Source organism: Flavobacterium sp. (assembly GCF_046155325.1).
Classification (GTDB): Bacteria; Bacteroidota; Bacteroidia; order Flavobacteriales; family Flavobacteriaceae; genus Flavobacterium.
Map to the genome: position 1 here is coordinate 1 of NZ_JBJXDQ010000144.1, position 5,564 is coordinate 5,564.

Below are 5,564 nucleotides of genomic sequence, written 5' to 3' on the forward strand. Positions count from 1 at the left end.
ATTTTGCACGAGATGTTGGAAAACGAATTACCGTCAACTATATGATGGCCAAAGATTCTGTCAAAAAGCGTTTAACGGGAGAAGGCGAGGGAATGTCTTTCACGGAGTTTACTTACCAGTTAATCCAAGGATACGATTTTTATCATTTGCACAAGCACTACCATTGCCTTTTACAAATGGGCGGTTCGGATCAATGGGGAAATATCACCACGGGAACCGAGTTAGTGCGAAGAATGAACCATGACGGAGCCAAAGCTTATGCAATGACTTGTCCTTTAATCACTAAAGCCGATGGGTCTAAATTCGGAAAGTCGGAGGGAGGAAATGTTTGGTTGACAGCGGATAAAACTTCGGTGTATAAATTCTACCAATTTTGGCTGAACACCACTGACGTAGATGCAGAAAAATACATTAAGATTTTTACTTTCTTGGATAAGAACAGTATTGAGGCATTAATCGAAGAACATAAACTTGCGCCACATTTAAGAGTTTTACAAAGAAAACTAGCCGAAGAGTTGACCACTTTTGTTCACTCAAAAGAAGAATTAGTAAAAGCGATAAAAGCCTCCACTATTCTTTTTGGAAACGCTACTGCCGATGATTTGAAACAATTAGACGAAGCTACTTTTTTAGAAATTTTTGAAGGAGTTCCACAATCAGAGCTTTTAAGAGTTGATATCGAAAACGGATTAGATATTGTTACCGTATTGAATGAAAAAACAGGGTTTTTAAAATCAAATGGAGAAGCAAGAAGGGCTTTGACTGCTAATTCTATTTCAGTTAATAAAGAAAAAGTAACTGAAGAATTCGTGTTTTCCGTTAAAGATTTGATTAACGACCAATTTGTATTGTTACAAAGCGGGAAGAAAAATTATTTTGTAATTCGGGTTAGATAACCATCAAATTACAACCCCGAATATCAGAATTATCAAACCGTCCCAATACCTCGAAAGAGTCGTTGGGATTTTTTTTGCCTAAATCTTGGGTAGCAATAAAGGAGCAGGAATTAATATTGGCAAGATCAATCACGTTGATTCCTCCTGATTTTCCATCAGGAACATACGTTAAGGCATCTTCGGTATCACGAATGAGGATTTGCATCCACGCAGGGCATTCAAAAACTCCATTTCCTAACGAATAGGCTTGTGATAGTAATTCGGTCATGCCGTATTCTGAATGTATTACAGAAACCCCAAAACCCTGACAAAGTTGATTGTGCAATTCTTCTCGAATCATTTCTTTTCGACGCCCTTTCATACCGCCCGTTTCCATAATAAGGGTATTTTGTAATTGAAATTTTTGAACTTCAATTAAATCCAATAAGGCATAAGTGACTCCAATTAAAATCACATTTTGACCTTCAGCGTCCAATCGAATTAGCTTTTCGATTAGTTCTTCGTGATTATGAAGATAAAAACCACTTTCTGGATTATTAGTTTTTTTTATTAAATCGTCTACCATATAAATCAAAGACGAACCTTCACGATCTAAATAAGATGGGAGTAAAGCCAGTAGCACATAATCTTCGATATTACCATATAATTGACAGAACCCTTTTTGATAACTTTCTTCATATAATGAAACATCAGTAACGAAATGTTGGCTGGTCATTATTCCTGTTGTGCCACTACTGGTAAAGATAGTTTGAATAATTCCCGAAGTATCAGGATTATTTGTAACAACTTTGTGACTTTTAAAAAATTGTATGGGTAAAAACGGAATTTGAGCTATTGATTTAACTTTGGCAGTATCAGTTTTCAAAAAATCGCAAAATTCTCGGTAAACCAGGTTGTTTTCATACTGAAATCGAAATACCTTCAGGGCTATTTTTTCAAATTCCTTTTGGCTAGATATTGAAAATATGTCAATGGTAGGCTCCAATTTTTTTGTGTAAAGGTAAATAAGAAATATAAATCTGTAATTTAATTCATCTGAAATTCTAAACAAAATGTTACTCAGATGATTTAATTTTATTTTCTATGTTCTTAAGATGTAGTTTATTTCCTCTTCTTAGCAAAAAACCGCTTCATCAATTCCGAAGCTTCATTTGCTAAAACCCCTCGTATAACTGTAGTTTTTGGATGTAATTGCGTTCCCATTTTAGTAAAACCACGATGTTCGTCAGTGGCTCCAAAAACAATTTTTGAAATCTGGCTCCAGTATAAAGCGCCAGCACACATTTGGCAAGGTTCAAGCGTAACATAAAGGGTACAGCCTATTAAATATTTACCGCCAAGGAAATTGGCGGCAGCCGTTATCGCCTGCATTTCAGCATGTGCGGTAACATCAACAAGCATTTCGGTGAGATTATGGCCTCGGGCAATAACTTTATTGTCAATGACAATGATGGCACCAACAGGAATTTCATCCTTTTCAAAAGCTATTTCTGCTTCTTGCAAGGCTTTCTTCATGAAATATTCGTCGGTGAAAGGGTTTTCCATACAGCAAAAATAAGAATTCAATTCGTACATTTGTTTTATGACTGAAAATTTACTTCAACAAATCAATAATCCAACCGATTTACGGCAACTCGATGAAGCCCAACTTCCTCAATTAGCCCAAGAATTGCGCGATTTTATTATTGATATTGTTGCCACAAAAGAAGGTCATTTGGGAGCAAGCCTTGGCGTAGTAGAACTTACCATCGCTTTACATTATGTGTTCAACACACCCGAAGATTTATTAATTTGGGATGTGGGTCACCAAGCTTATGGACACAAAATATTAACCGGAAGACGAGAAAATTTTCATACCAACCGACAATTAAATGGCATTTCTGGTTTTCCAAAAAGAAGCGAAAGTATTTATGACGCTTTTGGCGTTGGGCATTCTTCCACTTCTATTTCGGCAGCTTTAGGAATGGCGATTGCTTCTAATTTAAAAGGCAATTTCGAGAAACAGCACATTGCAGTTATTGGCGACGCTTCCATCGCATCGGGAATGGCGTTCGAAGGATTGAATCACGCCGGAGTTACCGATGCAAATTTATTGGTAATTCTCAACGACAACGCCATTGGGATTGACCCCAGTGTTGGCGCACTGAAAAACTATCTTACCGCTGTGAAAGAAGGAAAAAATCCGAAGCAGAACAATATGATTAAGTCCTTGAACTTTGATTATTCAGGACCTATTGACGGCAATGATATTGTTACAGTACTCCAAGAATTAAAACGTTTAAAAAATATAAAAGGACCAAAGTTTCTTCATATTATTACCACCAAAGGGAAGGGCTTACAACAAGCCGAAGATAACCAAGTGCAATATCATGCGCCTGGAAAATTTGATGCCATAACGGGCAAAATCCATTCAAAATCAGAAGAAAATCTTCCGTCAAAATATCAGGATGTTTTTGGATTAACGCTTTTGGATTTGGCAACAATAAATGAAAAAATTATTGGAATTACCCCTGCCATGCCATCAGGAAGTTCGCTAAAATTTATGATGGACGCCTTTCCAAAACGCGCTTTTGATGTGGGTATTGCAGAGCAACATGCTGTGACTTTAGCAGCAGGAATGGCAACACAAGGAATGGTCGTTTTCTGTAATATCTATTCTACATTTTTGCAACGTGCCTACGATCAAGTGATTCACGACGTGGCTTTACAAAATTTACCTGTGATTTTTTGTTTAGACAGAGCGGGATTAGTAGGAGAAGATGGCGCAACCCATCACGGTGTTTTCGACTTGGCTTATTTACGTTGTATTCCAAATATGATTGTGTATTCACCTTTGAATGAAATAGCGCTTAGAAATATTCTTTATACTGCTCAATTGGGTTTGAATCATCCTATCGCTATTCGCTATCCTCGTGGTCGTGGGCAAATTGCAGACTGGAAATCCCGAGGGTTTGGGACATATAAAAAAATTGAAATTGGTGAAGCGAATTGCCTTAAAAAAGGGACGAAAGTTGCCGTTTTATCCAATGGAACGATAGGAAATAATGTTTCTTTGGCTATTGCCAAAGTGCAACATCCTGATGCCATTGCTCATTATGATTTTGCTTTTGTAAAACCTTTGGACGAAAAACTATTGCATGCTATTTTTAATTCATTTGAAAGCATAATTACAATCGAAGATGGGGTCATCAAAGGCGGTTTTGGAACTGCCATTGTTGAGTTTTCAGCACAAAATACTTATATATCAAAAATAATAAATCTTGGAATTCCTGATGAGTTTATAGATCATGGAACTGCCGAAGAACTACAACGCTACTGTAAAATAGATATCGAAAGTTTAGTAACTATTTTTTCTTCTTACTGATACTTAATTTGTTTTTTTACCATTGATAGTATCAAATAATTCTAAGGCATTTCCATCGGTTAAAAGAGAAACAAAATGACAAATATGCAATAGCCTTTGGTACAAATCCTCTTTTTCTTCTAAGAATTTTTCGGGTAGCATTTTTAGTATTAATTTGTCATAATTTGAGGAATTACCTTCATATTTATTATTGAATGCGGTAATAAATTTATCTAACAAGGTTTGAATTATTTGGTAACCAACAATCTCTTTTTCGACCACTTCACGGCTTTGATAAATATTTTTTACGCTCAACTTGATAATGTCGTCCATCTGAACTTTATATTTGCTTTTATCCGTTAAAGCATAGGGATATTTACCTCCTAAAATTGCCTCTTCGTTTTCGATAAAAACTTTTACAGCATCATTTATTAAACTACCAATGGCTAAGGCTCTTAGATAACTAATTCGGTCTTCTTTGGTGGTTAAGGAGTTGTATTTGGCAGAATCAATACTATCTTTCACCAATTTTATAAAATACTCTAATGCAAAATCTTCGGAAACTAATCCTAAATTGATTCCGTCTTCAAAGTCGATAATGGTATAACAAATATCATCTGCTGCTTCGACTAAATAAGCCAAAGGATGTCTTTCGAAACCAATATCTTTTCCAGTTTTATTAGAAATCAACCCCAGCTCTAACGCCACTTCTTGAAAGAACGCTGTGTCCGATTGAAAGAAACCGTATTTTTTATCAGCAATATTTTGGGTTGGTTTTTTAGGCAAACTTTCTTTAGGGTATTTCATATATGCACCGAGTGTAGCATAGGAAATTCGCAAGCCTCCTTCGATTCCGGGACGGCTAGCAGTAAGTACCGAAAATCCGTTGGCATTGCCTTCAAAATCAATTAAATCCTGCCATTGTTTAGGGGTTAGTTTATCTTTGTATTGTTGTCCTTTTCCGATAGAAAAATATTCGCCAATTGCTTTTTCTCCGGAATGTCCAAAAGGGGGATTTCCTATATCATGCGCCAAGGAAGCTGCGGCAACAATTGCCCCAAAATCATTTGCCTGAAAACCGTGAATTTCCTTTAAATGGGGGTATTTTTCGATGATTTTTTTACCAACCAGTCTGCCAATTGACCGACCCACAACCGAAACTTCTAAACTATGCGTCAAACGAGTGTGTACAAAATCGGTTTTCGAAAGCGGAATAACCTGCGTTTTGTCCTGTAAACTTCGGAATGCGGCTGAAAATATAATTCGGTCATAATCGACTTCAAAACCCAGACGCGTGTCGTCTTGTTCTATTCGTAATCGTTTGC

Annotated in this window: 5 protein-coding genes; 2 read left to right on the top strand and 3 right to left on the bottom strand. The window is 36.6% G+C overall.

Features of this window, described 5'->3' with window-relative positions; translation table 11 throughout:
• Window positions 1–896, top strand: an 896-nt coding sequence (tyrS, locus tag ACKVOD_RS09965; protein WP_409209322.1) for a tyrosine--tRNA ligase, incomplete at its 5' end; no start/stop codon positions are given.
• Here tyrS and ACKVOD_RS09970 read toward each other — a convergent pair.
• Both ACKVOD_RS09970 and ACKVOD_RS09975 read right to left on the bottom strand, forming a co-directional pair.
• Window positions 889–1,881, bottom strand: a complete 993-nt coding sequence (locus tag ACKVOD_RS09970; RefSeq protein WP_409209323.1) for an acyl transferase — start codon at window positions 1,879–1,881, stop codon at window positions 889–891. The genes tyrS and ACKVOD_RS09970 overlap by 8 nt on opposite strands.
• A gap of 116 nt (window positions 1,882–1,997) precedes the next feature.
• Window positions 1,998–2,441, bottom strand: coding sequence for a nucleoside deaminase (locus tag ACKVOD_RS09975; RefSeq protein ID WP_409209324.1), 444 nt, complete (start codon window positions 2,439–2,441; stop codon window positions 1,998–2,000).
• Window positions 2,442–2,478: 37 nt separating this feature from the next.
• Between ACKVOD_RS09975 and ACKVOD_RS09980 the strand changes: the two genes are divergently transcribed.
• On the top strand, window positions 2,479–4,260 hold the full coding sequence (locus tag ACKVOD_RS09980; protein ID WP_409209325.1) for a 1-deoxy-D-xylulose-5-phosphate synthase: 1,782 nt from the start codon (window positions 2,479–2,481) through the stop codon (window positions 4,258–4,260).
• 3 nt (window positions 4,261–4,263) lie between these two features.
• Here ACKVOD_RS09980 and dgt read toward each other — a convergent pair.
• Window positions 4,264–5,564, bottom strand: a 1,301-nt coding sequence (gene dgt, locus ACKVOD_RS09985; RefSeq protein ID WP_409209326.1) for a dGTP triphosphohydrolase, incomplete at its 5' end; no start/stop codon positions are given.